General features: G+C 61.9%; 23 protein-coding genes. All 23 read right to left on the reverse strand.

Annotated elements, in window-relative coordinates; translation table 11 throughout:
• Positions 1–71 precede the first annotated feature (71 nt).
• The 23 genes from KGZ40_09155 to fabZ all read right to left on the reverse strand — a co-directional run bounded on the left by KGZ40_09155 (position 72) and on the right by fabZ (position 25595).
• Positions 72–752, reverse strand: coding sequence for a hypothetical protein (locus tag KGZ40_09155; GenBank protein ID MBS3957673.1), 681 nt, complete (start codon positions 750–752; stop codon positions 72–74).
• Between the two features lie 133 nt (positions 753–885).
• Positions 886–1437 (reverse strand): ribosome-associated translation inhibitor RaiA, encoded by a 552-nt coding sequence (gene raiA / locus KGZ40_09160; protein ID MBS3957674.1) that lies wholly within the window; start codon positions 1435–1437, stop codon positions 886–888.
• A 108-nt stretch (positions 1438–1545) separates the two neighbouring features.
• Positions 1546–2268: an amino acid ABC transporter ATP-binding protein gene (locus KGZ40_09165; GenBank protein MBS3957675.1), complete on the reverse strand. Its 723-nt coding sequence runs from the start codon at positions 2266–2268 to the stop codon at positions 1546–1548.
• A 75-nt stretch (positions 2269–2343) separates the two neighbouring features.
• A complete protein-coding gene (locus KGZ40_09170; GenBank protein ID MBS3957676.1) occupies positions 2344–3201 on the reverse strand; it encodes an amino acid ABC transporter permease in 858 nt (285 codons plus the stop codon).
• Between the two features lie 79 nt (positions 3202–3280).
• A complete protein-coding gene (locus KGZ40_09175) occupies positions 3281–4129 on the reverse strand; it encodes a transporter substrate-binding domain-containing protein (GenBank protein MBS3957677.1) in 849 nt (282 codons plus the stop codon).
• A 130-nt stretch (positions 4130–4259) separates the two neighbouring features.
• A complete protein-coding gene (locus KGZ40_09180) occupies positions 4260–5078 on the reverse strand; it encodes a transporter substrate-binding domain-containing protein (protein MBS3957678.1) in 819 nt (272 codons plus the stop codon).
• 265 nt (positions 5079–5343) lie between these two features.
• Complete coding sequence (locus KGZ40_09185; GenBank protein ID MBS3957679.1) at positions 5344–6021, reverse strand: ComF family protein; 678 nt, start codon at positions 6019–6021, stop codon at positions 5344–5346.
• A gap of 31 nt (positions 6022–6052) precedes the next feature.
• Entirely contained in the window at positions 6053–6967 is a 915-nt protein-coding gene (locus KGZ40_09190; GenBank protein MBS3957680.1) for an AEC family transporter, read from the reverse strand.
• A gap of 9 nt (positions 6968–6976) precedes the next feature.
• The gene (gene mtnA / locus KGZ40_09195; GenBank protein MBS3957681.1) at positions 6977–8212 is read right to left on the reverse strand and encodes an S-methyl-5-thioribose-1-phosphate isomerase; all 1236 of its coding nucleotides are present in this window, start codon (positions 8210–8212) and stop codon (positions 6977–6979) included.
• Between the two features lies 1 nt (position 8213).
• Positions 8214–9473 carry an adenosylhomocysteinase gene (locus KGZ40_09200; GenBank protein MBS3957682.1) on the reverse strand — a complete coding sequence of 420 codons (1260 nt, stop codon included), beginning with the start codon at positions 9471–9473 and terminating at the stop codon, positions 8214–8216.
• A 61-nt stretch (positions 9474–9534) separates the two neighbouring features.
• On the reverse strand, positions 9535–10368 hold the full coding sequence (locus KGZ40_09205; GenBank protein ID MBS3957683.1) for a purine-nucleoside phosphorylase: 834 nt from the start codon (positions 10366–10368) through the stop codon (positions 9535–9537).
• 5 nt (positions 10369–10373) lie between these two features.
• Positions 10374–11387 carry a DUF354 domain-containing protein gene (locus tag KGZ40_09210; protein MBS3957684.1) on the reverse strand — a complete coding sequence of 338 codons (1014 nt, stop codon included), beginning with the start codon at positions 11385–11387 and terminating at the stop codon, positions 10374–10376.
• Between the two features lie 81 nt (positions 11388–11468).
• The gene (locus KGZ40_09215) at positions 11469–12527 is read right to left on the reverse strand and encodes a hypothetical protein (protein MBS3957685.1); all 1059 of its coding nucleotides are present in this window, start codon (positions 12525–12527) and stop codon (positions 11469–11471) included.
• 99 nt (positions 12528–12626) lie between these two features.
• Positions 12627–15038: a cell wall-binding repeat-containing protein gene (locus KGZ40_09220; protein MBS3957686.1), complete on the reverse strand. Its 2412-nt coding sequence runs from the start codon at positions 15036–15038 to the stop codon at positions 12627–12629.
• Positions 15039–15145: 107 nt separating this feature from the next.
• On the reverse strand, positions 15146–16165 hold the full coding sequence (locus tag KGZ40_09225) for a glycosyltransferase (protein ID MBS3957687.1): 1020 nt from the start codon (positions 16163–16165) through the stop codon (positions 15146–15148).
• Positions 16166–16236: 71 nt separating this feature from the next.
• Positions 16237–16677 carry a DUF4330 domain-containing protein gene (locus KGZ40_09230; protein ID MBS3957688.1) on the reverse strand — a complete coding sequence of 147 codons (441 nt, stop codon included), beginning with the start codon at positions 16675–16677 and terminating at the stop codon, positions 16237–16239.
• A 5-nt stretch (positions 16678–16682) separates the two neighbouring features.
• Positions 16683–17990, reverse strand: coding sequence for a hypothetical protein (locus KGZ40_09235; GenBank protein ID MBS3957689.1), 1308 nt, complete (start codon positions 17988–17990; stop codon positions 16683–16685).
• Positions 17980–18441, reverse strand: a complete 462-nt coding sequence (locus tag KGZ40_09240; protein ID MBS3957690.1) for a DUF4330 domain-containing protein — start codon at positions 18439–18441, stop codon at positions 17980–17982. The genes KGZ40_09235 and KGZ40_09240 overlap by 11 nt, the downstream gene beginning before the upstream one ends.
• A gap of 90 nt (positions 18442–18531) precedes the next feature.
• On the reverse strand, positions 18532–20826 hold the full coding sequence (locus KGZ40_09245) for a SpoIID/LytB domain-containing protein (protein ID MBS3957691.1): 2295 nt from the start codon (positions 20824–20826) through the stop codon (positions 18532–18534).
• Positions 20827–20950: 124 nt separating this feature from the next.
• Positions 20951–22216 carry an LCP family protein gene (locus tag KGZ40_09250; GenBank protein ID MBS3957692.1) on the reverse strand — a complete coding sequence of 422 codons (1266 nt, stop codon included), beginning with the start codon at positions 22214–22216 and terminating at the stop codon, positions 20951–20953.
• A 233-nt stretch (positions 22217–22449) separates the two neighbouring features.
• Complete coding sequence (locus tag KGZ40_09255; protein ID MBS3957693.1) at positions 22450–23715, reverse strand: LCP family protein; 1266 nt, start codon at positions 23713–23715, stop codon at positions 22450–22452.
• A 106-nt stretch (positions 23716–23821) separates the two neighbouring features.
• On the reverse strand, positions 23822–25117 hold the full coding sequence (locus tag KGZ40_09260) for a nucleotide sugar dehydrogenase (GenBank protein ID MBS3957694.1): 1296 nt from the start codon (positions 25115–25117) through the stop codon (positions 23822–23824).
• A 55-nt stretch (positions 25118–25172) separates the two neighbouring features.
• Entirely contained in the window at positions 25173–25595 is a 423-nt protein-coding gene (gene fabZ / locus KGZ40_09265) for a 3-hydroxyacyl-ACP dehydratase FabZ (protein ID MBS3957695.1), read from the reverse strand.
• Positions 25596–25604 lie beyond the last annotated feature (9 nt).

A 25604-nucleotide genomic window follows, 5' to 3' on the forward strand; every position in this document is an offset into this window, starting at 1 on the left:
CGCTGTCCGCTCCGCTCGGGTCTTCGCGTACAGTGTTCGTGTCGGCGGTCAAGACGTCAGTCCTGTCGCAGCTATGCCGTTGTCAAAAAGCCCATTCGCCGATTGATCGCGTCAAGGGTTGCCCTGACGATCGAATCCTTCTCGTTCTGCCGCACCATTGCCGACCCCGTAAACGACTGCTCACCGAGTGGGGAGACAATCGTCACGCACGATACGGCCACTTCTTCGCGACCGAGCCGGATGATGGCGACATCTTCGAGGGCGAATGTATGACTTCCGTTTGTGACCATACTCACCGCATTGAGCGTCGCCTGTGCGATGATCCGCTGCCTGCCCGTCTGGCTCGACGGCGCTGACGCGCGACCGTCATACAGCTCTCCCCCAACTTCAAGCGTCACGGCGGCGTCAGAGTAAAGACCACTAACCGATGCGTTTATCGCGTGTATCCGTGGCCGCGCGCCTTGCTCGTCGCGACCGGGCACCGGCGCCTCATCAGAAGCGGCCGACGTGTCACCGCCCAGTTGAGCGATCGAGATCTTCTTGTGGTCAACCGCGATGTTGAACCCTGCCATCAGGGTAGATTCGATGTCGCGCACGAGCTGTTTGGGCGACTTCAGAGTCGTCGAAAGCACGTGTATCTCGAGGATTCCTCCATCTGGAGATGCGACGACCCTGGCCGCAGTCACCTCGGCGATCTGGCCGAGCGAGGATTCAATCTCCTCTACTGCGAAGTCCGCTATCCGCTGACCCACGTGCCGCCCCTTGCTTCGAAGTAATGTTTGCGTCTAGCGTCGGCGTGAGCATGACCCTCGGAGGTCAGCACCTACTGTATGTCTGGTGAAATCACCCTGTCAACACGAAACGCTCAAGTACGCTGCGGAACTCCTATCCAACTCGTGGCTCGATAAGGCCGTAGTCACCATCATGACGCCGGTACAATACGTTGACCGTGTCAGTCTCGGCGGATGTGAAAACGAAGAAGTCGTGGCCGAGCAGTTCGAGCTGCAGCATCGCCTCTTCGGGGGTCATGGGCTTGATCTCGAGAACTTTGCTCTTGACGATCGCGGGCTCTGGCTGTTCATCGGCGAGCGAAGCCGCCTCCGGCATCGGTGGCATCGGTGCCTTCGCCGAGTGACGATCCTTCATCTTGCCCTTGTACTTGCGAAACTGCCTCTCAAGCTTTTCTGAGACGAGATCGATTGCCGCATACATGTCCGGCGCGGCCTCCCTCGCCCGGATGATAGGCCCCTTTGTCCAGACGGTGACTTCCGCGACCTGACTCTTCTCTATCGACGGGTTCTTCTCGACGAAAAGCTCAACCTCGGTGGTCATATGATCACCGTCAAGGATCTTGCTGACCCGGCCAATCTTCTCCTCGGCATAGGTATGAATCGCGTCAGTGACCGCCATGCGACGACCTTTGATGATGAGTTTCATAGTGAACCTCCTTGTTGGTCGGACTACTCTGAAGATACCCATGCCCGCGTCCGTCCGGGCACCGGCAATGGCCGTCCGTGAGATGCTACGGGATGCTAGCGGGCGATGCTACCTGATATGGCCGAGGAAGTCTTTTGTCCGCTCGTGCACGGGTTTGTCGAAGACCTCATCCGGCGTCCCCTGCTCGACGATGAGACCCTCATCCATGAAGATGACGCGGTCCGCGACGTCGCGGGCGAAGCCCATCTCGTGCGTGACAACCATCATGGTCATCCCGCCCCGCGCGAGCGCCTTCATAACCTCGAGCACCTCGCGCACCAGCTCGGGATCGAGGGCCGAAGTCACCTCGTCAAAGAGCATCACGTGAGGGTCCATCGCGAGCGCCCGCGCAATCGCGACTCGCTGCTGCTGGCCACCGGAGAGCTGGATGGGATAATAGTCGATTTTGTCAGCAAGGCCTACGCGCTCGAGTTGCTCGACTGCGGCACAAGCCGCCTCATTCGCCGTGAGACGAAGCACCTTGCGCAGCGCTACCATGACGTTCCCCTTGGCTGTCAAATGAGGGAACAGGTTGAACGATTGAAACACCATGCCGACCCGCTCACGCACGCGGTTGATGTTGGTCCCTGGTGCGTTCACCATGACGTCCTCGAACCAAACCTCACCCGCCGTCGGCTCCTCAAGTCTGTTCACGCATCTGAGAAGCGTAGATTTCCCTGATCCTGACGGCCCAAGGATGACGACGACCTCGCCTTTCGCTACCTCAAGATCCACGCCTCGCAACACCTCCAGATCCCCGAACGCCTTCTGAAGGTTCTTGATTCGAAGAATCGGCTCCGCCGCATCGACACGTGCCGCACCGGTGGCATGCTGTGAACTCGGTCCGCTCGCGGTCACTGCTTCACCTCACACCCTTCCTGTAACGCCCTGCACGGTCTCTATACGTGGAGGAACATCATCCTGATCGTCACTATCAGAGTTTGTCGCTGGCCTCGGTGCTCCACCTCGGCCTTCAGAAGCTGCAAGTCTCTCCTCCATCTTGGCGACTATTCGGCCAAGCGGGATCGTAAGCGCCAGGTAGAAAAACGCCGCAAGAACATACGCTGAAGGGTTGAACCTGGCTGCGGCGACCTCGCGAGCACGGAGGACGACTTCTGGAATACCAACGGCTGCGAGGAGCGCCGTGTCCTTAAACAGCAAGATGAACTCGGACATCATGGTGGGCAGAATGCGTCGCACCGTCTGAGGGATGATGATGAAGAACATCGCCTGGAGTGCCGTCATACCAAGAGAGCGAGCCGCCTCCATCTGCCCACGGGGAATCGACTCTATGCCCGCGCGGAATATCTCGCACATATACGCTGCCGAATTTGCGCTCAAGACAAGGAAACCCCTTAGGTACAACGACCAAGAGATTCCAAGGATCGCAGCCTCGTTCATCCATGGATTCGCCTGGATCATGCTTTTCCAGAAGGGAAAAAGCGGTAGGCCAAAGAACACGAGGAGTATCTGAAGGAAGAGCGGCGTTCCCCGTATCACGTCCACGTAGAACGTCACCGGCCATCGAGCAAGACGCCTGGGTGACATCTTCAGGAGCGCGAGAAGCAAGCCTATCGGCATGCCCAGGACAAAAGCGCCGAAACCGAAGAGCAGTGCCACCGGGAACGCTTGCAGCAAGACGGGAAATGCCTCTGCCATGATCGCCGGCGACAAGAATAGATGAGTTACGGGATTCGACTCCCACCACTCAAGCAAACCCTCCACAATCGCGCTCCTTGGTCACGAGACAGAAAAATGGGGCCGACGGCAGGTCGTCGGCCCCACTCTACCGCACCATCTTGGCCTAGTCGCCCTTGACTACTGCGAGCGACTGGTTCGAATTGATATAGGGGTCAGAGAAATCGACGGACTGCGCGCGCTTCTCGGTGATGGTCATCGCGGAAGCGACCATGTCAAACGAGGTTCCAGCCTGCAGGTCGGTGATCAGAGCATCGAACTTGTATGTCAGGAACTCGACCTCGAAGCCGAGCTTCTCGCCGATTGCATTCATCATGTCGACATCGAAGCCCACGATCTCCCCACCCTCGACGAACTCGAAGGGCGGATAAGCAGTGTCCGAGCCGACGATGATCTTGCCCGGGGTAAGCGTCACGATGTCCGCGTCGTCCGGCCTGTCACCGTCATACGCACCCTCGGGGATCGACATCGGGGGTGCACCGAACCACTTCTCGTAGATCTCGGTGTACGTGCCGTCCGCAATCACCTCGGCGAGCGCCCAGTTGACTGCGTCGCGCAGGCCGGTGTTCTGCTGGTTGAATGCAAAACCGTACTGCTCTCCGGTCTCGATCTCCTCGACGACGTGGACGCCGCGCGTCTCGTCAGCGACGATCTCCTGAGAAATCGGCAGATCATTGATGACGCCAACGACGTCGCCGGCCTGAAGCGCCGCGAATGCGGCAAGGATATCATCGTACGGGACTACTTCGACGCCTTTGGGCTCAAGATTCTCCTTCGACCAGATCTCTCCAGTCGTACCCGACTGCACACCGATCTTGTCTCCCTCGCCGAGGTCGGCAACGCTCGCGATGACTCGCGTCTCCCCGCCTGCATCGCCGCAACCGGCAAGACCCATGACACCGACAGCCAACGTCAGTGCGAGTGCCAGAAGAAGCGGTTTCCTAACTCTGTACATCATTCCTCCTTGAATTCAACGGTCGCACCCCCGACAACGAGGGCACCCCTATGAACTACCGGCTACACACGATACACGAAATGTGTCTTGTTGTGAAAAGCCTGTTACTCCATTCAGCATCGTGCGTATTCTATGCATCTTCCTCATGTGTGGCCTCAAGTTCCGGAAGGTCGCCGACCCACTTCGCCCTGATCGTATCGAGCACGCCGCCCGTCGCAAGTCCGTCGAGAACCCCGCGCAACGCCGTTGACAACTCCTTGGCGTCCAAGGGCACAGCGATGCCAATCTGCGCGGGCGCGGCAAACTGGGAGTGGAACACGATGCCTTCGAAGTCCCGTGCAATGTACGAGCACGTGAAAGCGTCGCCCGCAACCACGTCGGCCTCGCCCGCTGAGACCGCCTCGAACGCTTCCCGGAGGGTGGGAAACGCCGTCACCCGATCCTCTCCGTAGTCATACACAAACTCCCAGTACGCCGCCGAGCCTTCCTGAACCGCAACTCTGAGCGTCCCAAGCCGCGCGGGCGTGACGGTCTCTTCTGCCGACGCGAACAGCGCGGGACCTGTAGTTGCGTAGAACCCCGCGAAGGACATGTCGAGCACAACCTGCTCGTCAAGCGGGACAGACATCACCGCATCGACCGTGCCGGCCTCAAACGCAGCGGCCGCACCGGCGGAATCAACCTCGACAATCTCCAGCTCAAGGCCCAGTTCACCGGCTATCGCCGAGGCGACATCGACGTCAAGTCCTGCCTCGCGGCCATCGTCAAGCCCCCCGAACGGCGGGTGGCGAAGATCGATTCCTACACGCAGCACGCCGGCCTCGCCGATAACTGGCGGAGCAAGCAGTGGTTCGACGCCAGGTTCGGGCGCTTCTTTCGAACCGCAACCAGACACTCCGAAGAGCAGGAGCACGATCAGAGCCGCCCACACGATCCGCACGCGCAACATCCGTCCCTCCAGTTCAACATCGATGCTTTCACTCGGCTGACCTGGTCTTTGACCCCACACCCGCGTACTGGAGCGGTCGCTTGATGTCATCTCACTACTAGCCCTCTCGCCCGAGAAAGCAAGGCGGTACGGCTTACCCCTAAGGCGCGCCATGCTCGTCCGGAAGCTTGGCTTCCGGCTTACGTGGGTCCTTTCGGCCGCGCCTACCTTGGACTAAGGCGCTTGCGCGCCCGCAACCACAGACCCGAGTGAAAGCAGGCGTATTCTACCACGCGCGAGCGACGGCGCCGACGCGTACCTCATCAGCACCGGCGGCAAGAAGCGCTCCTGCCGCGGTGTCGAGCGTTGCGCCTGTGGTCATCACGTCGTCGACTAGAAGCACCTTCGCGGGCACGTGCACGCCTGGCATAACCGTGAACGCGCCCGCCACGTTCTGCGCGCGCTCAACCCTGCCGAGCCGACGTTGATCACGTGCGGGTCGTACACTGAGCGCCCGAATGGCAACGGTATCCAGTTCGCGGGCCACTCTCTCGGCCAGCATGTACGTGTGATCGAAACCACGCGTCCTGAGAGCGTGCGGTGACGCCGGTACCGGCACTACCGCATCGGGCCATCCACTCCAGACCGAAAGGTCTGCCGCAAGCGCCTCTCCCAGTACCCGCCCGAGCCTTCGCTCACCCGCGTCCTTGTACAGTGTCATGCAGCGCGCAAGAGGATGCTCAAGCGAGCCGAAGCACACGGACGCCGAGAAGGCCAGCTCTCTGTGCCAGCACTCGGTGCACACGAGGTGTCCGAACGGGGCTCCGCACCGGACGCACGCGCTTGCGCGCTCAATTTGCGGAAGCGCCGCGTGGCACGAACCGCACAGCACCTGGCCGGGCATGTCGCACCCGGCACACCGGGTGGGGCAGAGAAGCTCGAGCAAACCTTCCAGCAAGCCCACAGACGCCCACTCCTTCTCAGCGGGCGCGACATCAATACATGAGCACCTGCATAAGCGGGATACTCACCACCGACGCGACGGTGGTAGCGACGACCGCCGACGCGAGGAACCCGGTGTCGAGCCCGAAACGCGTCCCGAACACGATCGACAACATCATGACCGGCATCCCCGCTTGGAGAACCGCCAACCGGAGCGCATCTACATCGCCAAGCAGGAACGATCCCGCAGCGAACGCGATCAACGGAGAAAACACCAGTTTCACCACTGCAAGACAAACAAGCGCGCGCTTGTGCTCGGTAAGTCGCCTGAGCCGTAGCGTGAGACCGACCGAGATCATGATGAGCGGCACGACCAGAGTAGCAAGAGCGTCTATCCCAGAACTGACCGCACTCGGAATCTCCACTGAACGCAGCGCGAGCGCAGCCGCCAGTGCGATGACCCCCGGGAAAGTGAGCACCTCGCGCAAGGGGTTGGGAGGCGGACCGTCCTGTGCGCCGAAGCGAGATGCGACGTACACACCGACGGTCAGAAGCGCCCCAACCGTGCCAAAGATATCGTAGAAGATCGCTCGGACGAGACCTGTCTCTCCTAAGAGCGCCTGCGCGACCGGATAGCCGATGTAGCCCGTGTTGCCAAGACCGGCGAACACGATCAAACCGCCCGCTATCCTCCCCGGTAGGCGCAGTAACCGCGAAAGCACGAACGCGACGAGCGCCGATGCGGCAAACGCCGTCCACGCGACAAGAGCGATAGCCGGAAGCTCGGGACCCAGCTTGGCGCCGTGAATCGAACTGAACACCAGAGCGGGTAGACCCGCGTAGACGATGACCGCGTGGATGGGGCGCGCGTCGGAACTCGTGAGCACTCCGGCCACGCGGAGTGCCCATCCAACCGCCACCAGGCCGAGCAGCGTCGCGATGATTCGCGCAAGCTCGACCGCGTCCATCTGCCGCGCCTATCCCCGGCGGATCTCGTTGAGCGCGCCCGCTCCGGCGCACGCTTCGACAAGCGACGCAGCGAACTCCGGCCGAGCCACCCCGCACTCGGTGATGATAGCGGTCACATACGACGCGGGGGTAACGTCGAACGCCGGATTGTACACTGGCACCTCCGGGGGCGCCATCCTGAACCAGCCATCAAAGTGGTACGCACCGCCCTTGCGTGATATCTGCATCTGGTGGCCTCGCGCAATCGGCAGATCGTACGCACCGTGCTCGGTGAGCGAATCGAACGCGGCTGCGGCGATAGGGGACTCGGCGGTAAAAGTCCCCGAGACCGTAAACCCCGTCACCTCGCGCTCATCACGCTCTTCGATGACGATTCCGTCGCCGCTCGCGAGCGTGAGATCGACAGTTGACGTGGGAGCCGCCACGTAAAACGGGATACCATGCTCTTTGGCAAGCACCGCAAGTCCGTACGTTCCGATCTTGTTTGCGACGTCACCGTTTGCGGCTATGCGATCAGCCCCGACGATGACAGCGTCAACGGCCCCGGCCCGCATGACATGGGCGGCCATGCTGTCGGTGATGAGTGTGTGCGGAATGCCGGCGACACGAAGCTCCCACGCCGTGAGACGCGCACCTTGAAGCACGGGACGGGTCTCGTCGACCCATACACCTGCGACCTTGCCCTGCTCGGCGGCGGTGAAGATCACGCCGAGCGCGGTGCCAAAGTAAGCGGTGGCAAGCGAGCCAGCGTTGCAGTGCGTCAAGATGCGCGAACCGGGCGTGATCAGCTCGGCGCCGTTCAAGCCGATGGCGCGGTTGCGCGCCTCGTCTTCCGACTGCATCGCAAGCGCTTCGGTCACGAGAAGATCCTTGAGCGCATCGAGTGGTAAATCCGCGTTGTCGTGAGCGGCCGCCCTCATCCGCTCCGCGCCCCAGAAAAGATTGACCGCGGTGGGCCGCGTCGCGGTGATCTCGGCGGCCACCTGATCGAGGGCGGCAAGAAACTCGTCTGCCGTCTCAAGGTGGTCTGATTCGGTCACGATCCAAAGCGCGATCCCGAGAGCGGCGGCGACACCAAGCGCGGGCGCCCCGCGCACCGCAAGCGAGCGGATGGCCGTGCACACGCCTTCATAGCGGTTGCACACGAGCACATCACCCACGAGCGGCAGGCGCGTCTGGTCGACGAGCCTGACCGTGCCGTCCTCCCACCAGATGGTGCGGGGCATGTTGTCGAGGTTAGCCATATCAGACGGTGCCTTCCTGCCACGAGGCAAGGTATCGCTCCTGCTCAGCGGTGAGAGTGTCGATCACGATCCCCATCGTCGCCAGTTTGAGCGCAGCGATCCTCTCGTCGATGTCGCGCGGAACCGGGTGAACGCCGGGCTCAAACGAGGCGGCGTTTCTAGCCATGTACTCCGCGGAAAGCGCCTGGTTCGCAAAGCTCATGTCCATGACGCTCGCCGGATGACCTTCGGCGCACGCGAGGTTAACGAGCCGACCGTCGGCGAGCAGGTAGATGAGCCGGCCGTCGGGCATGGTGAACTCTTCGACGAGCGGCCGCACCTCGCGTGTTGCGACGGCATTATTGCGTAGGTGAGCGATGTTGATCTCGACATTGAAGTGTCCCGAGTTGCAGATGATGGCGCCGTCTTTGAGCGTCTCGAACATCGGCGCGTCGATTACATTGATGTCGCCGGTCACCGTGACCCAGATGTCACAGTGGGCCGCCGCCTCGACCGCAGGCATAACGCGGTAGCCGTCCATCACGGCCTCAAGCGCGCGGAGCGGGTCGACCTCACAGACGATGACGTTGCCGCCCAACCCGCTCGCGCGCATTGCGACCCCGCGGCCGCACCATCCGTACCCCGACACCACCACCGTGCGCCCAGCGACCAGACGGTTGGTGGCCCGGATAATCCCGTCGATCGTGGACTGTCCAGTGCCGTAGCGGTTGTCGAAGAGGTGCTTTGTCTCGGCGTCGTTGACGGAGATGATCGGGTACTTGAGCGCTCCGTCAGCAGCCATCGCCTTCAGGCGGATCACGCCGGTCGTGGTCTCTTCGGTCCCGCCGATGATGTCTTCGAGCGCCTCGGGCTTCTCGGCATGGATGCGACCCACCACGTCCGCGCCGTCATCCATCGTGATGTGCGGACGGTGGTCGATCGCCGCATCGATGTGCGCGTAGTACGTGGCGGTATCCTCACCTTTGATCGCGTAGGTACGGATTCCGTAGTGCTCGACAAGCGCGGCGGCGACGTCATCTTGCGTCGAAAGCGGGTTGCTCGCGCACAGCACGCACTCCGCGCCACCAGCGGCGAGGGTGCGCATGAGGTTCGCGGTCTCGGTGGTCACGTGCAAACACGCCGAGATGCGCATGTTTTCAAGGGGCTTTTCGGCGGCGAACCGCTCGCGGATGCTCGCGAGGACCGGCATGTCGTGGTCGGCCCATTCGATCCGGGCCTTGCCGGTTCCGGCGAGCGCGGGGTCCTTGATGTGATGGAGCATCGTAATCGTTCCCTTTCAGTAGATCCCTGTCCAGGTGTGGCAAGTAGGCCCGTACAGGGTATCAGGTCGCCTCGCACGCCACCGAGACGAGCGCGGTGACGAGAGTCGCCATACGGGCCGCCCCGGCCTCGCCTGCGGCGAGCACGGCCTCATGGCCACCGTCATCGTGAGCGCCAGCCGTGTTAGTGATGAGCGAGAGCGCCACCACGCGCACTCCGGCGTGTCGCGCCGCGATCGTCTCGAACACCGTCGACATACCCACCGCGTCAGCTCCAAGGCGGGTGAGCGCCGCGACCTCCGCCGGCGTCTCGAACGCCGGTCCAAGGACGCCGGCGTATACACCCTCCGCGTACGGGATTCCCTCACGTTGGGCCACCGCACGTGCGTGTGCGCGAAGGTCCTCATCGTATGCGCCGGCCATCACCGGAAACCGCGGACCCAGGTTGTCAATGTTTGGCCCCGCAAGCGGGCTCGTGCCGGTAAGGTTGATGTGATCCGAGATTCCCATAATGTCGCCTGCGCACAGCTTCGGAGCCAGACCGCCTGCCGCGTTGGTCAACACGAGCGCCTCTACGCCGAGCCTGATGAGCGTGCGCACCGGGTGGACAACGACGTGTGGCTCGTGCCCTTCGTAGAGGTGCACGCGACCCCTCATCACCACACTCTCCACTCCGCCGACACGGGCAAACGCGAGCGAGCCGACGTGCCCTTTGACGCCGGAAACGGCGAAACCAGGTATCTGGGAGTAGTGAACCTCTTCGACATCAGCCGCCGCATCGATGACGCCGCCGAGTCCCGAACCGAGCACGACGCCCACCTTCGGGCGCCTGCGGCCCGCCAGACCAGTGAGAGAGGCGACCGCCTCATCGAGCACCCGCTCAATACCTTCCCTCATGCCGCTCACTCCTTCACCATCGAATAGATCTCGTCAAGAATCACTTGCCGATTCTCGGCCAGCCATCCCGGCACCTGACTCTTTCGACGTATCGGGATGTCTTCCGGCGAGTAGACGCGAGAAAGCGCACCGCGCGCGACGAGATCAGCATCGACCGCTCCCATCGTTCCGGCGAACACCGTGTACGCCGGCGTGCCGAGCGCAACCGCCTCGCGATTCATCGTGCCACCCGCCGAGACAACCATATCCGCAGCGGTGATGAGCGAAGGTCCGTCAAGCACGCGATCAAGGATGATCGCGTTTGAAGGCAGCGCGCGCGCGAGATCCTCGCGCTGTTCTGGGGTGCGGGGCACAATGACCATCCGCACCCGCTCATCGGTGCCGAGACGGGCGATGACTTGCGTGAACAAGTCGTTGTCCATCGGATGGTACGCCGACATCGTGGCAGGAGGGCGCACCACCGCAAGCACCGCATCTTCAGGGATGCCGAGTAGCCCGCGCACATCCTGTGCCTTGCCGCTGGCGGGTGATAGGTAGACGTGCTCCTTGAGACCGGGAAAGTGTCCCACCTTCTTTGGATGCGCGCCGTGCGCCACGATCGCCTCCGCCGGGATCGCCTCCGGCACGAGAATGCGTGTAGCGAGCCGCGCGTTGACGGCGTAGCTCAGATTCGCGTGCTCATAGTCGTGCACGATGAGGTGCGGCAATCGCAAGAGCCACGCCGCAACGGCAAGGTCGTTTGAGTTGTGGCTGAACGCGACGTCAAAGCGTCCGCGCGCGCCAAACATCACAAGGGCGATCGAACGGCTCACGAGTCCCCACGCCTTTTTCACGCGGCTCTTGCCCCTGTGCCTGCCGATCAGATGATGCTCGATGTTCTTGGCGTTAAGCAGGCCGACGGTCTGAGCGTAGTCGCGGGCGGTCACTTCGACCTCGTGCCCAGCCGCGCGGAGTTCCTCAACGAGGGGTTCAAAGAACAGGACGTGCGGTGAATTGGTGATGTCGATCCATACGCGCACCGGGCAGGCCCTACCTTCCTCTCGCGCGGGTGTCAACGCAACCGCGCAAGTATATCAGGCAAGACGCGATGAGAGCCGGTGTCACCGGCCCCCGTTCCCAGGACCGAGCGCTTCGAGCATCCGCACCACGGTGCGTTCGAGGAGCCAGCGGCGCTCAGCGACAATCGGGCGCTCCCACTTCTCGGCCGCCTCCTGGAAACGCATGTCACCCGTCAGCGCGGCAAGTGCGAGCAGCTGCGATATGTGAAGCCGGTAATACCCGCGCGCCCAAGCCTCCTCGACAGTAAGTTGATACCGGATCCACCCGTCTTGTTCATAACGATGCAGGTTGTCGGCAAGCGTCTCCGAGACGTCCTCGAACAGCCGAGCGACACGCTCGTCACCAGTCGCCTGCATCAGGTCGTAGAGACCGAACAGTGAAAAGATCATCCCGTTGAGCACATGACTCGGGGGCTCCTCGGGGTACTCTTCGAGCCAGACGCCTCCCGAGTCATCGATGTACATCACGCCGCCCTCGTCAAAAGTGCGCGAGAGGGGTTCGAACGCCAGCCGGGCGGCCTCGAGATACCGCTCATCATCTGACTCGTAGTACGCGCGCACCAGTACTGAGATAGCCTGACCCTGGGCCATCCCGGAAAGCCACGGGGCGAAGAGATCCCTGCCAGGGAGATCGAACTCGTAGTAGATCCCCCCGTCCGAAGCCATATTCTCCACGAGCCAATCCGCCTGGATGAAAAAAGCATCGAGGGAGCGATCCTCGCCATTTAGGTACTCGCCATAGAGCGCGAGCCCGTACTGGGCGGTCGTGATCGGGTTGTACGCCCGGGGCTCGTTGGCACCCGCGACTGGATTCGTAGCGTAATCAACTACCGGGACACCACGCGCATCGAGGGGAGGATCGGCATAAACTCCCTTCCGGACACCCTTAGCGATGTTGCTCATGTCGATGAAGTAGTGTCGCGGCCGCGCCGAGTCGTAATCCACCAGCACGGGAGGTTGATAACCCACCGAACGAGCAATCGCCAGCCGTTCGAGATCGGTCTCGAGCAGACGGGGCTGAGCCCATGCCATCGCCGATAGCGCCGCGAGCACGAGCGCCAACATACCGCAGATGATCCAGATGACGCGTGCACGTGACATAGGGACACGACCTTTCGGGGTGCGCAAGTGCAAGACCAGCAAGTTCACCGTATCGGAGCCGCTTAGTGCGAGTCAAGACGGTCAGGCGCACCGTCGGCATCACCGGCCGAGAGCGATCCTTACCTGACCCCGAACGTAGTCGGAGATCGCAGAGGGGCCTCCTACGAAGGTGCAGCTGAGCTGATCGCCACGTCGGCCCACGAGGTAGTCCGCGACGGGGTCAGAGCCACCGATCTCTTCGCCGTCGATGAGTACGACCATGCGACCCTCTTTGCCCGCCACGGGGCCGAGCGCGAGCGCATCGGGCCAGTTGCGACCGGTCACGAAGTAGAGGTTCGCATCGTCCATGCCCGAGAGGGCCACACCAAAGTCGGCCGCGAGCAAGGCGGTCTCGTAGCGGCCGCCACCTGCGAGACGAGTGTTGACATTCGTGGCCCCGTCACGGACGCCCGGCACGCGATGGCCGGCGGACTCGAGCCACTCTTCGACCGTCGTACTGACCGCCGCGGTTCCGCCGATGATCGTCACGTGCTCAACCTTTAACGTTTTGAGCGCCTCTTGGATATCGACGGGTATCGATCCAACGCGCACCGGAAGGATCGGAACGCGCGCTGCCGCAGCGAGTGAGCCGATCGCGAGAGCGTCGGGGTAGTTCTGTCCACTCACCACGAACGCGGTGCGGGCGAAGACACCTTCATTGGGAGTGCCGACCCTCTCGGCGATCGCCCGGGCTGTCCCGAAGCGGTCGTTTCCCGCGATCCTGTCGACCGTCACCGCGACTCCGGCAGCGGACAGCGATCGGACCGCCTCGGCAATAACCGGCGACGGGACGGCATTTTCTCCGCCAACAACAACTAGCACGCCGCTCGCGCGTCCGTTAAACAGGCGGCGAAGCTCAGCCAAGATGCCCGCCGTCAGGGCCGTCCGGGGTACGAGCAACACGGGCGCGTCGAGTGCTCCAGCAAGCGGGGCGGCAGCGAGAGCGTCAGGATAGTCAGTGCCCGTGGCAAGCACGACCGACCTGCTAGCAGCAACACCTGTCGGCCAGCCCTGCTGCGACAGGCGCACGCCCGTTTCGTATCGATCAGTTCCTGCCAGCCTCGTTCCGATGACCGGACGGTTGCTAGCCCCGACAAGCGTCTGTTGGCCCAGTCGTGCGCCCGACATACGCGAGCCGCTCGATTCGATATGAAGCATGCGCTCGGCACCGACCCACCCGTTACGGAAGTAGTCAAAATACTGGTACGACATCCGGATACTCCACGTCCCTGCGCGCGGATTCTGAAGGGGCACTGTGTAGCTCTTGTGCGTGTATGACCACTCGGGAGGGAGCGAACACAGATTGTCATATGCCTGCCCCGAGTAGACGAGCGTGCCGGCAGGGTCTCTTACTTCGATTCTCAATGGACCTCTGAGGGAAACCCCGCCCGTATTGCGAACGGTCTGATCGACATAGAGCGTTTCGCGCGTGTACCAGGCGGATCCAGTCATCTCGACCGCCTTGCGCAGGTGGGTATAGCCGCCCGGGCTCCCCGCCCATCTGACCGAGTTTACGAGCACGCGCCTGGCCACGCTTGCCGTGCGGGCGTCCGCCGCCCACCCCTCACTGATGAGGTCGTGCATATGGAATCCAAAGTAGACGAAACGGCCGAAATAGTACTCCGCTGTCCATCCCGCAAGATGACCGGACTCGGCGTCATCCGCAGGCGTCCCGTTCACAAGCGTGTTGTAGCGGTAGAGAGGGGTAACGTTTCTCACCCCCGGCATCGTGTAGATAATCTCGTTGTAACGGTTGGGTTTGTCGACGAGCAGGCGCGACTCTCCGGTCGAAAATCCGTTAGTCAGTATCCAATGCGAACCTGTGTGCTCAAGATGATATGGACCTGAAATGAGCGGATCATTTCGAAACTTGACGTTGTATATCTCGGATATCTCGCCCCATTCCCAGGGCTTGAGCGCGGCGGAGCTCGGCGGCCATGTGTAGACTCCGGGATGACCGTGCATGCCCAAAAACGGCAGGTAACCGAATCTGTAGGAGGGATCGGCGTCCCAGCGAGACAGGGCAAAGCTGCCGACGATTCCCCCGCCTTCACTCGCATACGCCCTGATGGCGGTTCGCTGAGCAGGAGTCGTCGCAAGCGTCATCGTAAAGACAAGCACGTCGAACTGTTTCAAGGTCGCAAGTGACGCTAGGTCCGCGTCGTTGACGTACGCACTCACGAACCCGTGCGAATCGAGGAGCCTCTTTACTTGATCGACGCGGAAGTCGTAGTGAGTGTTAAGCGGGGTGCCGCTCAGATAGTCTCGGGTGTCGGCGGCGGCTTGCGTGCGCACAATGCCTACCCGCACCCCGGATGGATGCGTGACTGCGGGCTCAGCGGCGGCGAGCAGTGTGCCGGAGTACGCGGATCCGCGATCCGCGTCCAGGGCCACGGCGACACCGGTGCCCCCCTGTGCCCCCTGCAAGATCACCACAGCCGCGATCGCGACACTCAGCACGCGCTTGAACATCGTGTACGGTTCCCTTCATGTTCCGATTCACCCACTTAGAGTGTATCGGCAGGATGCGCGACCAAGTGCACCTGGGTCGGACGAGTGGCTGCTCACGTGCGGCCCTCCTAAACGCACGCGCTCCCAATTGCCTCAAGCAGCTCCGCGGCCTTGGTGCGGGTGCCGTGTCCACGCGCCGCGGCAATGCACCGCTCCCGGTAGGTGTCTGGCCCCTCGGCAAGCACGTGCGCAAGCCCCTTCGCCAGCGCGTCCGCGTCACCTGGCTCTACGAGCACACCGGTCTTTCCGGTGAGCACTTCCGGCACGCCTCCCACTTTGCTAGCGACACACGGCGTTCCGCATGCCATCGCCTCGAGGAGCACGAGGCCAAGTCCTTCGTTTCTGCTCGGCAGGGCGAGGACATCGGCGGCGGCCATCCACTGGGCGACCTGTTGCTGTTCCATGTAGCCCGTAAGCGTCACCAGACCGGCCACATCGGCGTTCTCTGCCCAACGGCGCACGCTCCCTTCGAGCGAGCCGCACCCCACGATCACGAGCCGATCTGCGAGATTATCCGCCACGAGCCTTTCAAACGCCGCCTGCAAGACATCGATCCCTTTGGTCGGCACGAGATTGCCTACGAACAAGATGATCCGCTCGGTAGCAGCAAGCCCAAGCGCACGACGCGCATGGGGGTCGGGCACAAACACGTCTTCATCGATTCCCATGTGGATCGGCACTACGGGGATGCTCTCGGGCACGCCGAGATCGTCCCTGACAGTACGGGCAAGCGCCCGGGACACCGTCACTACAAGGTCCGCCGAGCGTAGCGCCCGTCTGGCCGCCCACGCGAAAGGATCCTTGCGGTGCACGGAGCGAACATCCGTGCCATGAACGACGAGCACAAGCGGAGACCCTATTGAGCGGGCGGCTACACGTGCGATCGCCGCTGTCGGATACAGGTAGTGACCGATCACCGCATCGTAGGACCTGCCGCTCGCGCCGGCGCGAACCCGACGCAGTAGCCGAGCGTACTTGAGCGTGCTGGAAACCGCCCCGGGGTGCGGATCCTCGTTGGCGATGACCTCGACGTCAGCACCACACCTTCGCAGGGCGTCCACGTTCCTGGCGACGAATCCGCCGAACACCGGGTGAGCCTCGCTCGGCCACATGTTCGAGACTACAAGGAGTCGCAAATGTGTGTGCGCCGCTTGGCGTGTCACTCGGCGTCAACAACCCGCATCTCAGTGATTATCCCGCTGAACTGGACGAGCGGGGTCAGGTATCTGGTGTCGTTGTTGACGTAGACGATCTCGTCTTCGAATAGGTAGCCCTGCTCGGTCGCAACGGCCTGTCCCTTGATCGTGACATTGATGTCGACAGTAATAGGCGAACGTGTTTCGCGCAGCACGCCAGCGCTATCGGGTACCGCTATTCGTGATTGCTCAACGTCAACGCCGGTTATCGTGCCGAGCACGGTTCCGCTCTCCCTGATCCGAACCGTATCGCCCACGCGAAACGACTGCTCGGTAGGAGGTGTCGCCCCGCGCACCAGCAGCTGCAACTCCATGGGCTCAGGGGTCCCGGTAGAGGCTCGAGGGCCGCATCCCGCAACCACCAATACCGCACACACGACGATCATCCCGAAGATCCTGCTCACAACGGTCACCTCGGCTCCAAAGTCGAATACAACGACGGTACACGGCGCACGATGAATGCGTCCACTACACAAACGAACACGGCGAGCGCGATGAACGCAATGGTGTTTGGATTGTGCACCCCTGCATTCACGCCGTTGATGACGTAGCTCGCCAGGATCACGAACGGGGGTATCAACCACGGCGCCCCCGTACTCCGCGCCTGCAGGTAGCCAAAGAGCAATCCCAACAGCAGCATCTGGCCCACGACGCCGGGGACACCCCAGTCGGCGTATGGAGCGCCGAGAAGCGTGGGAGCGAGACTCACCGACCGCTCGATGCGCTGCCCTCCGATATCGAACGCCTCCCGTCCACCGAGATACCGCCCGAGCTGGTAGTTCGCATACTCACTGTCCAGGCCAGGTATCAGCGCGAGAGCGCTGTCCTTGAGAAGCACGCCGCCGTACACACCAGTCACGGGGGTCATGCGGACTATGCGATCAAGGTTATACGTAGTACCCGCGCTGTCCGCGTACGTGAGCGCGACCGGGACCTTCCACGTAGCGGCCAGGCCATAGATTCCCGACTTCGAAACGGCTCCTATGACGCCCATGGCAAGCACCAGCATTAGAAAGAACGCCACTCCAGCTTTGAGCATTGTTCGCGGCTTGAGCACAAACCCCAGGCCAAGGAATGCCGAGATAATCAGCTTGGCGGGCAGGTGCCGGGCACCGAGCAGTCCGAGAGAAGCGACCGTAACCCCAAAAAGTGCAGCCGCGAGAATCCGCTGTCCTCGAGTGCGCGCAAACACGAACAGTCCTGGAACAAACATGATGTTGAGTGCGGCGATAAACACGAGCACGGGACTCTGCTGCCAGCGCGTCGCGATGTCAAACAGGCTCGCGCGCCCAATATAGAGCTGAAGTGCATTGGCCGAAAACGCGAGAGCCCACCCGGCGAGCATAATAGTGAAACCGAAACCATATCTTTTGAAGAGAACACACGAGCCAATCCGTTCCCAGAGCATCCTGGCGCGGGCATCGATGCCCCCGCTGGCGGACGATCCCGCGACTTTGGACATCCGTCGGGCCAGACGCGCACCCAACAGGTTGCCAAGGACGAGAAGCAGGGCCCCGTACGCATAGAGGAGGACCGTGTGAATCGTGGGTTGGTAACCGATCATCCTCAAGCCAAGATTCATGAGCTCCCAGTAGACGAACTCGTAGATATCGCTTAGCCCCAGGAGAAAGTACACGGTGTAGACGTAGAGCAGCACCGCAAAGGGTGAGAAAAGTCTGTTCGGGTGCGACGAAATACCGTGAGTCTTAACGAACATCGATCTTCGCAATCCGTCCCCGCAGCTGATACTCCCTGCTCACGACTGTGAACGGCATGCCCACCTGCACGACTTGACTCCCGATCGCTATGACCTCGGCGCTCTCGCGCCCCCGTGTTGCGATGACGAGTGTAATCTCCCGGGTGAGCGGATCCTCCGAAACCCGCATCACTCCAGAATAGTCAGGATTGGCTCTCATCATCGGACCAACAGAGACTTCCGTAATCTCGCCAACGTACATAGCCGCTGGATCACTGAATACCGAATCACCTACTCGTACCGTATCGGCGAGCTCGGGATGTGCGCTCGGCACGATCACCACCATGCGGACCTCGCGCCATTCGCTCAGGTCGGCCCCGACACCAAACGCCATGAACGCGGCGGCGGCGGCCAGCGCAACAACCGAAAGTACGGCGATAGCCAGGGTCGTCCAATCGCGGGGGGGATTCATCCGTGAACTCCAGTTCGACGAGTCTAGAAAGTGACTATCCACGCGCATCGAGCCGATGCGCGCGAAACAATAATGCCACTCAAGCACGCACTATTCCAATGCGCGCTCGATCGATGCCTCCACGCCATTTCCAAGAGCACCCGGACCGCCGAGCATACGTACCGCCGTCACCTGGGCCGAGCGAGCGCGTAGCGCATCCGCCGATGAGTCGGGCAGCGCGTGAGTTCTGGCAAAGAAGATCGAGTGGCGCCATCCGCCAGCGAGCGGGGCGGCGGCGAGGGCGTCAAGAAGGCTCAACCCTGAAGCGACGTACGATATCTCTCGTCTGAAACTCTCGTTTGCGACCGCCCACTCCGCGACTCTGACGGCGGTCTCATACCGGTCAGACCCTTGCGCCACCCGCAGCGGAGCTTGAAGAGATGCTACGACGTCGTCTGACACTGCGCCAGCTCCGCCAACCACCAGCGTGCGCGTGATCGCTGGCCTGTCGAGGACCGCCGCTGACTCGGCAGGTATAGATGCGGATCTTACGGGAATGATCGGGATTCTGCGCGCATACGCAACGGGAGATACCGCCAACGCGTCGACCAGGGTCTCGCCATTTACCACAAAGACACGGTCTGACGGTCCGTTCATCTGCTCGATACGATCCGCAAGCAAGGCCGCGGTCCCGTAGCGGTTTTCGCCTCCGATACGCTCGACGCTCTCAGGAGCTGAGAGCGTCGGCAGCATCCTCAGCTCATCGACCACCGCCTCACCAACCGCGCGATTTCCACCGATCACATACACTCGTGACGCACCGAGACGCTCGATCTCAGCCTGGGTCGCCTCGCTGAGCCGACCCGGATCGGTCAGCAGGATCGGTGCCCCATGCACAGAGCCGTTAGGCAAAGACGCAGCGAACGCCGATGCCGCCAGCGCGTCGGCGGGTGCCGAGCCTCCCACGAGGACCACGCTCTGCGCTGATCCAAAAGCCCGTTTGCTCACCTCAACCGCTGTGCCATAGCGATCAGGACCGGCAATCCGCGAAGATCTGGGATTGACGTATATCCATGTCGTGTTCCATGTGCCGTTCGAGACCCCTGTGCGAAGCCGTCTCACATCTGACTGGGCAGTGAACGTCCTGTGATCACCAGCCGAGCTGAGCAACTGAAACGCGAGCACCCTCCCAGAAACGCCCCGCTGCAACACACGCACCCCGGTGATCACGCCAGGAAGCTGTGCGCTCGTAAATCCCGCGGCCAGGAGTCTGGAACGTAGCTGAGTCGCGGTCAATCGGATATCCGCGAGAGTGTGACTCGGTGAACCAGCGAGGTGCTCGTAGGGGTCCGGCACACCGCGAACATAGGGCAGGGCGGCCGACCATACGTTCTCGCTGTTTTCCGTGAACCCTCCGGATGTTGAGAAGAAGTATGTCGCAACCGGCGACCCTAGATGCGTGACAACCCTGTTACGGGTCGCGTCAACCTCGGCGTCACTGTGCCAATCGCCGCCCACACCAGGAGACGTCTCATTGTGGCGAACGGGATGACCATTCAGCCAGCGACCCCATCCGTTGTAGACCTGGCTTTGCGTCGTGCACCACACGTCGAACGCAGCCGTTGGCCGCTTGCTCGTGAACGCATACGAACGAGCCGCCACGGCTTGCGCTTTGACTACCTCGGTCGGCCAAGATGCCGGTACCTCGCGTGGAACGACACACTTCACGTAATCCTCAAGCTGTACCAGGTTGCGAAGGTGCAACTCGTCAGCGGCGCTCCCCGATCCTCGGTCGAGGCGAATCCACCCCGGGTACAACACGTTGGTCCATGACTGCGGTCCGCTCGCCTCGTGCACACGCGTCAATCCTGTGAACAGGGGCTTGGTCGTGTCCCGTTCCCAAAGATGCACCCAAGACGTGTCGAGCAGCGTGACCACAGCGGCTCCGGAGTTGACATCCGTGATCGTGACAGCGCTGGTCGAACCGCCGGTGGAAACTCGGTAGGTGACACCTTGTTTCAGGCGGATATGCTCAGCGCCGCCCCTGCCGGACCAGTCGAGCCACAGCGGCGCCTGATGCGCGGTAAAGGTCCACGAGCGCGCCGGAATATCCGTCGCTTGCAGCGCGACGCGAATTGTGTTCCCTTCGGGCACACTCCCGAGCGCCGTGCCAGTATAGTAGTGCCGCAGGATTGCATCGAACGAGTAGCCCTGCAGCGCAAAGCCGCGGGCGCCAAACTGGCTCATGCCCACCCCATGGCCGTTTCCACGGCCACGGAATGTGAACTCCGTCTCAGCCAGAGCGGCAACCGGCATGGACGCCGCGACGAGAATCGCAAGTGCGACGGTTATGATCAACCTGATCGGGGCTGTGCGCCAATCGGCGCTGCGAGGCTGCTTCAACATGACTGCGAACCCTCCTGGATCGATCCGGTGCTCGCCGGGCCCGTACCGGCGCACCCAAGCGCATGGTAGCAGACCACGCGTTGCGGGAACAGGCGACGAGTACAGGCGTGGAGAACAAAACCGCTTAGTGCTCCAGTGCCTGCCGTTCCGGAGATCGCGCCCCTCCAGGACCGACGAGCACGACAACGTCGGCTCGCCGCGAGATGGCTGAGCTTTCCCTCATCACCGGCCAATCTCCAAGCACGTGCGCTATGAGGGCAGCCTCCTCAGCATGGGTGGCGCTCCGATAGATGACCGCCGAGCGACCCCCCACCCCTTCCATGTCAGAGAGCACCTCGGCCACCGAGAATCCGCGTTGCTCGATCCTCCCGGCAAACCTACGTGCGACCCCGTCGATCTCAGTCCCGTTAACCACGGCGATCGAGAAATCAAGATCGGTGCCGAGAATCTCCTCCTCGGCAGGGAGTTCGCCTCTTTGCAGGGCGTCGGCGAGCGCAATAAGCGCGCCCTCATCAGGAAGCACGTAGCTGACCCCGCCTCTGGAACCAGTCGAAGAAGGAATCGTGTAGCCCTTGATGTTCCCTTCATCGAGGCCTTGGAACATCTGCGCCAGATCGAGGAGTTCCCGAATCGACATGTCCGTATCGATATGTGTCGCGATCGAGGACGCGACGCCGGGGAGCTTCGTGATTCTTGCGGGCTCAAGCGCCTGCCGAATGAACTCGATCATAAATGTCTGTTGGTTGCGCATCCGGGTGTAGTCGCCATCCGCGAACGACCTGCTCCGTACAAACGTCAGCGCACGCGCTCCGTCGAGCGTCTGCTCGCCAGCACCGATCCTGGACGCTGAGCGAACGTAGTCGGCGGCTTTGGGATCGTAGATCGAACGCTCCACGTCGATCGTGATTCCCCCCATCGCGTCTACTCCGTGCTTGAAACCCTCGAAATCGATCTCCAAATAGTGATCGACCGGCAGACCAGTTAGATCGCGCACCGTACGGATCATCAGGGCGGCGCCGCCAAACGCAGTGGCCGAGTTGATCTTGTTGACTCCATACCCTGGGATATTCACTCGTGTGTCTCGGGGTATCGACACCATCGCCACCGTTCGCCGCTCAGGATCGAGTCTCGCGAGTATGATCGTATCTGCGCGCGCCCTGGACTCACCCGGCCGCGCGTCGCTACCCAACAAGAGCACCCACAGCGGCCCAGGACCGCTCTCCGGCTGCTGTGATTCACTCGCGGAGAGCGCATCGGTGATCGCCTGCGCCTCTTCGCCAGCAGGCTTGATGCGCTCCGTCAGACTCCAGTACGTGTAGCCTGCCCACACCATCACGCCACCGAGAGCAGCCGCGACAACGATGAGCGTGATACCTGCCGCACGGCGCAACGTCCGGCTTCTGCGCCTAGCCGCGCCCCGGCGCCGCCGGCTCCGCGGCAAAGCGCCTTCGTTGCTCACTATGTCTCCGTCCCTGCGTCTCATACACCCTGCCTACTGCGACAACAGCCGGAAGCATAGCGAACCCCACGCCCGGCGGCCATACTCTACTCAACCACCGTGACCTTCCCGTAACCGTGGCAGACCCGGTCGCCGAAACCAATCACATCTACCGACAACACACGCTAAGGCGCGCCCCAATCCTTGCCGACCACGACGAGAATGTCCGTTTGAAACGCGTACATACCACGCGACGGTACCGGTTTTCCCTTGCCGAGCACTCCGGTCACAAGTTGCGCCGTCGCCTCACCTCCGGTGCGGTAGACGACGAGCGTCTCATCGTAGACGAACTGATTTGCATTGCCCACTTCGCCCACGTCGAAGCCATTAGCTTTCAGACGCGCTGACGCGGCTGCCGCGACGCCAGGCACACCGGCACCATTGTGGATCGTCACGGTAACGCTCGCGGGATCGATGTCTACCGTATCATCTTGAACAAGGGTCATGGGTTGTCCGGCCTGCATCCGGGCGGTCATGTCAGCTAGCGCCACGGTGTCGGCGACCACGTACGATGCGCCACCAATCACCTGCGCCTCTCCCGGAACAACGGCCATATCGACATCGTCGAGCGCTCCAGACAGTGCGCGAGCGACAGCCGCAAGCTGGCCGATGTCCAAATCGGTGTCGATGCTGCGCGCACCGGATTCGGCCAGGGACTTGATACGCAGTGGATTGCGTTCCGCTAGCGCCTGCTCAACGAGTGCCCGAAGGAAGATCTGCTGGTTTGCGATTCGATCGAGATCCTGACGGGGCAGAGAGTACCGCGCCCGAACGAACGTCAGTGCGTGCTTGCCGTCAAGGAGCTGGCGGCCCGCCTCGATGATACGTGCCTCGGGGTACTCGCTGGCCGCCCTTCGGTCATCGATGCGCATCGGCACGTTGACCCACACTCCGCCAAGCGAATCGACAACGTCTTTGAAACCGTAGAAATCGATCTCCATGTAGTGGTTGACCGGAACACCGGTCAACTCCTTCACGGTCTCGATCATGAGCGACGCCCCGCCAAGAGAGCCCGCGGCGTTGATCTTCTTGGTCCCGTGCCCCGGAATCTCGGCGCGCGTGTCCCTGGGTATCGAGAGCATTGCGATCGTCTTGGCTTTCGCATCGATTCGGGCAAGGATAATGGTGTCAGGTCTTCCCGCGCCCTCACCCTCCCGCCGGTCGGTTCCCAAAATGAGCAGATAAAATGGCTCCCGGCCGAGGTCGCCTGCCGGATCGAGAACGTCACGGATACGGGGGTCGCTTGCCAGGCCGCTCTGAAGTCCGGCTCGAACCTGAATGTACGTCACCGACACCGTGATGATCGCGAGTCCAAGTAGCGCCCCGGCGGCGACGCCCACCATCCGAAGCCGCCTTCGCCTGCGCTGGGCCACACGCGCACGATCGAACACGCTTCGCCTTCGCGATGAGTCGCCCTCTGTTGGCGCCGCGCCGCGCCTCGTCGCGCCCGGCAATGGATCGCGCACGTAGAGCGGTCGTTTCCACCTTCGTGCCACGCTACAGCCGGACCACCTTGTTGTCGTCGAACGCGGCGAGCGCGTTGCGAGTGTCGAGTATGAGTCGCGCGTTTCTCACCACGAGGTGGTAGTCGATGTTGTTGTGACTGGTGACCACCACCACCGCGTCAGTGGCCGCAAGCTCCGACGCGCTGAGTTCTACCGCGGGAACGGGGACACCTCCTGCGGCGAAGGATGCGACGTACGGATCGTGGTAGACGATGTCGGCCTCCTTCTCCATGAGCAGCTCGGCGATGCGAATGGCCGGAGACTCGCGAACATCATCGATATCCGACTTGTACGCTACACCGAGTAGCAAGATGCGGGCGTCCGCGAGTGGCTTGCGCTGCGTGTTGAGAGCCTCCATCAGGCGCTTGACCACGTAGTACGGCATGTTCTCGTTGATCTTCCCGGAAAGCTCGATGAACTCGGTATGAAAATCGTACTCGCGCGCCTTCCATGACAGGTAGAACGGGTCTATCGGAATGCAGTGTCCACCGAGCCCGGGTCCTGGGTAAAACGGCATGAATCCAAACGGCTTGGTTTTCGCCGCGTCGATGACCTCCCACAAGTTTATGTGCATGCGTTCAGCAAGCATGAGAAGCTCGTTTACGAGCGCGATGTTGACACTGCGGAAGATGTTTTCCAGCAGTTTGGTCATCTCGGCGGCGCGGGTCGACGACACCGGTATCACACTGTCGATGAATCGTTCGTACAGCGCAACAGCGCGACTGGTGCACTCAGGTGTCACGCCACCCACGATTTTTGGCGTGTTCCGGGTGTGATGAACCGGGTTGCCAGGATCCACCCGCTCAGGCGAGAACGCCAGATAGAGGCTAGATCCCACCTTGAGGCCGGATGTCTCAAGTATCGGCTGGATGACCTCCTCGGTCGTTCCCGGATACGTCGTCGACTCAAGGGTCACCAAGACACCGGGTTTGAGATAGGGCGTGATAGAGTTCGCGGCCGCCTCCATGTACGAGGTGTCCGGCTCTTTCATCTCGTTGAGCGGCGTCGGCACGCAGATGACGATCACGTCGCACTCCGACGCTCGAGAGAAGTCATCCGTCGCGGAAAGAAGACCCCGCTCAACGAGCGGAGCGAGTGTCTCGGCGGCCACGTCAGGGATGTAGCTGACGCCCCGGTTGAGGAGGTCGATCCTTTCGGCGGAGACCTCAAACCCCACCACCTTGTGACCAGCCTCCGCCATCTCGACGACGAGCGGCAGGCCCACATACCCGAGACCCACCACGCCAAGAACTGAGTTTTCGCCGTAGTACTGCTGACCGTTCACCATCGCCAAGCCTCTCATGTCATGTCCGCAACTCGGTGCTGCGCGAAGTACAACCGTGTCATTGTATAGCGAACATCAACTCGCCGACGCACGCGGCCACTCCATCGACCGTAGCGACGGCTTCTCCAAAGCCGATCGGCCCCTTGCGTCTGGTGATCTTCACCTCGAGACGGAGGGTGTCTCCGGGGCGAACCTGCCGCTTGAATCGCACCTTCTCGATTCCTGCGAAAAGCACGAGCTTTCCCCTGTTCTCCTCGACGGACAGCATCGCGACCGCTCCTACCTGGGCGAGGGCCTCTACGATGAGAACGCCCGGCATGACCGGATAATCGGGGAAGTGGCCGGGCGCCCAGTAAGCTTCGGCTGTCACATCGAGGTAGCCGACAGCGCTCTCGCCCGGAACAAGCTCTTCGACTCGGTCGATCAACAGAAATGGATCACGGTGAGGAATGATCTCGCGTATCGCATGGGCGTCTAGCATCTGAGTCCT

The sequence above is a fragment of the Clostridiales bacterium genome, from assembly GCA_018333995.1.
Taxonomy (GTDB): domain Bacteria; phylum Actinomycetota; class Coriobacteriia; order Anaerosomatales; family SLCP01; genus JAGXSG01.